3 protein-coding genes and 1 pseudogene are annotated in these 2,440 nt (G+C 65.1%); all 4 read left to right on the top strand.

The window, feature by feature from the left end; all coding sequences use genetic code 11:
• Positions 1-426, top strand: a 426-nt coding sequence (gene thyA, locus RMO81_RS11530; RefSeq protein WP_310476024.1) for a thymidylate synthase, incomplete at its 5' end; no start/stop codon positions are given.
• Positions 423-923, top strand: coding sequence for a dihydrofolate reductase (locus RMO81_RS11525; RefSeq protein WP_310476023.1), 501 nt, complete (start codon positions 423-425; stop codon positions 921-923). The genes thyA and RMO81_RS11525, both read left to right, overlap by 4 nt.
• Before the next feature lie 26 nt (positions 924-949).
• The gene (locus RMO81_RS11520; protein ID WP_310476021.1) at positions 950-2,113 is read left to right on the top strand and encodes a dipeptidase; all 1,164 of its coding nucleotides are present in this window, start codon (positions 950-952) and stop codon (positions 2,111-2,113) included.
• A 24-nt stretch (positions 2,114-2,137) separates the two neighbouring features.
• Positions 2,138-2,440 (top strand): annotated as a pseudogene (locus RMO81_RS11515) (bifunctional riboflavin kinase/FMN adenylyltransferase); the annotation flags it as partial.

Genomic DNA, 2,440 nt, shown 5'->3' with positions numbered 1-2,440 from the left:
GCCAGCCGCCGCCACATCTTCACCGGCTGGAACGTGCCGGAACTTACCCAAATGGCGCTGCCGCCCTGCCACATGACCTACCAATATTTCGTTGCTGATGGTCGCCTTTCCGGCATCCTCTATCAGCGCAGTTGCGATCTGGGCCTGGGCTTTCCGTTCAACATCTTCGAAGCCGCCGTGCTGATCCGCATGCTGGCGCAGCAATGCGGGCTGGAACCGGGGGTGCTCACCTGGATGGGGGCGGATTGTCACCTCTATGCCAATCACGAACATCTGGTGACGGAACAGCTCAGCCGCACACCACGCGCCTTCCCGCGCCTCGATTTCGCCCGCCAGCCAGACGATCTGTTCTCCTACCGGTTGGAAGATTTCCTGATTACCGGCTACGATCCACATCCGCACATCGCCGCGCCGGTGGCCGTATGACTCTGGACATCACCATGGTCGTCGCCCGCGCCCGAAACGGCGTGATCGGCAAGGATGGCGCGATGCCCTGGCGCCTGCCGGCTGACCTCAAACGCTTCAAGGCGATCACCGTTGGCAAGCCGGTCGTGATGGGCCGCAAGACGTTTGAATCGATCGGCAAGCCCCTGCCCGGCCGCCAGAATATCGTGCTGACCCGCCAGCCGGGCTGGACGGCGGAGGGCGTGACGGTCGTGCCCAATCTGGCCGAAGCCATTGCCGCCGCCGGGCTTGATCCGCGTATCCGCGGCCACATCATGATCATCGGCGGCGCCGAGATTTACGCCCTGGCCCTACCCATCGCCACGCGCGTGGAATTGACCGAGGTTGATGCCGAACCGGAGGGTGACACGTTTTTGCCGGCCTTCGATCCGGCGCGCTGGGAAGAAATCGGACGGGAAACGCATCCCGCCGACGATGAGCGGCCGGGCTACAGCTTCATCACGCTGGAACGGCGATAAGCAGGACAAGTCTTGGAGGGACAGACATGAAGAAATTGCTTTGGGGAACCACGGCACTGGTCGGGCTGGCGGCGGTGGGTTTCTTCGGCTTCGTCCCCGGCATCGCCGAACGCGCCATGAACCGCTGGACCGGCGCGACCTGGCCGGTCGGCACACCCGCCGCGACACTGCACACGCGGCTGACGGTGATCGATCTGCATTCCGATACCTTGATGTGGCAGCGCGATCTGCTGTCGGAAACCACGCAGGGCCATGTCGATCTGACTCGGCTGGAAACCGGCAATGTCGCGCTGCAGGTGTTTTCCAGCGTGACCAAGACGCCGCGCGGCCAGAATTACGAAAGCAACAGCGGCGACACCGACAATATCACCCCGCTGGTGATCGGCCAGTTGCAGCCCACCCGCACCTGGTTCAGCCTGCTGGAACGATCCTTGTGGCACGCACAGAAACTGCACGACGCCGCCGGGCGCGCCAATGGGCGCCTGCGCATCGTGAAAACGCCGACTGACCTTGCCAGCGTGCTGGCCGACCGGGCGGCTGGCAGGAAAGTCACTGGCGCTCTGCTCTCCACCGAAGGCGCGCAGAATCTGGAAGGTGACATCAAGAATCTGGCGCGCCTGCACGCCGCCGGCTTTCGCATGATCGGGCTGGTGCATTTCTTTGACAATGATGTGGGCGGATCGATGCACGGCGAGGCCAAGGGCGGGCTCACCCCGCTGGGGGCCGCCGTGGTGAAAGCAGCCGAAGCGCGCGGCATGGTGATCGATCTGGCGCACAGCAGTGCCGCCACCTTTACCGATGTGATGGCGCTGGCCACCCGGCCGGTCGTCATCTCTCACGGCGGGGTGAAGGGCACCTGCGATACGCCGCGCAACCTGACCGATGATCAATTGCGCCTGCTCAAGGCCAATGGCGGGATGATCGGCATCGGTTACTGGGATGCCGCCGTGTGCGAACCGACCCCGCAGGCCACCGCCAAGGCCATCCTGCACACGATCACGGTGGCCGGCATCGATCATGTCGGGCTGGGCAGCGATTATGACGGTGGCACCACGGTGGGATTCGATACCGCACATCTGGATGCCGTCACCCAGGCGCTGCTGGATGCGGGGCTGAACGAGGCCGACATCGCAAAAGTGATGGGCGGCAATGCGGCACGGCTGCTTGCCGCCGGCCTCGCGCCCCGTTAAGCCCGCCCGCATGGACCTGATCGCATGGATGTGATTTCCGGGGGCGCCGCCCTGCCCGGCCACTTGCGTGGCGGCATCGTGGCGCTGGGCAATTTCGATGGATTTCACGCCGGCCACCAGGCGGTGGTGGGCGCCGCGCGGGATTGGGCGAGGCTGCTGGGCCGGCCGGCGCTGGTGGCCAGTTTCGATCCGCACCCGGCGCGGCTGTTCCAGCCCGATGTGCCGCCGTTTTCGCTGTCCACCATCGAACAGCGCGGCGAATGGCTGGGCGCGTTCGGCATGGATGGCGCGGTGGTGATGCCGTTCACCCGGGCGTTGGCGGCATTG

The organism is Sandarakinorhabdus sp., assembly GCF_031422795.1.
Taxonomy (GTDB): domain Bacteria; phylum Pseudomonadota; class Alphaproteobacteria; order Sphingomonadales; family Sphingomonadaceae; genus Sandarakinorhabdus.
This window is presented reverse-complemented; position numbering and strand designations above follow the sequence as displayed.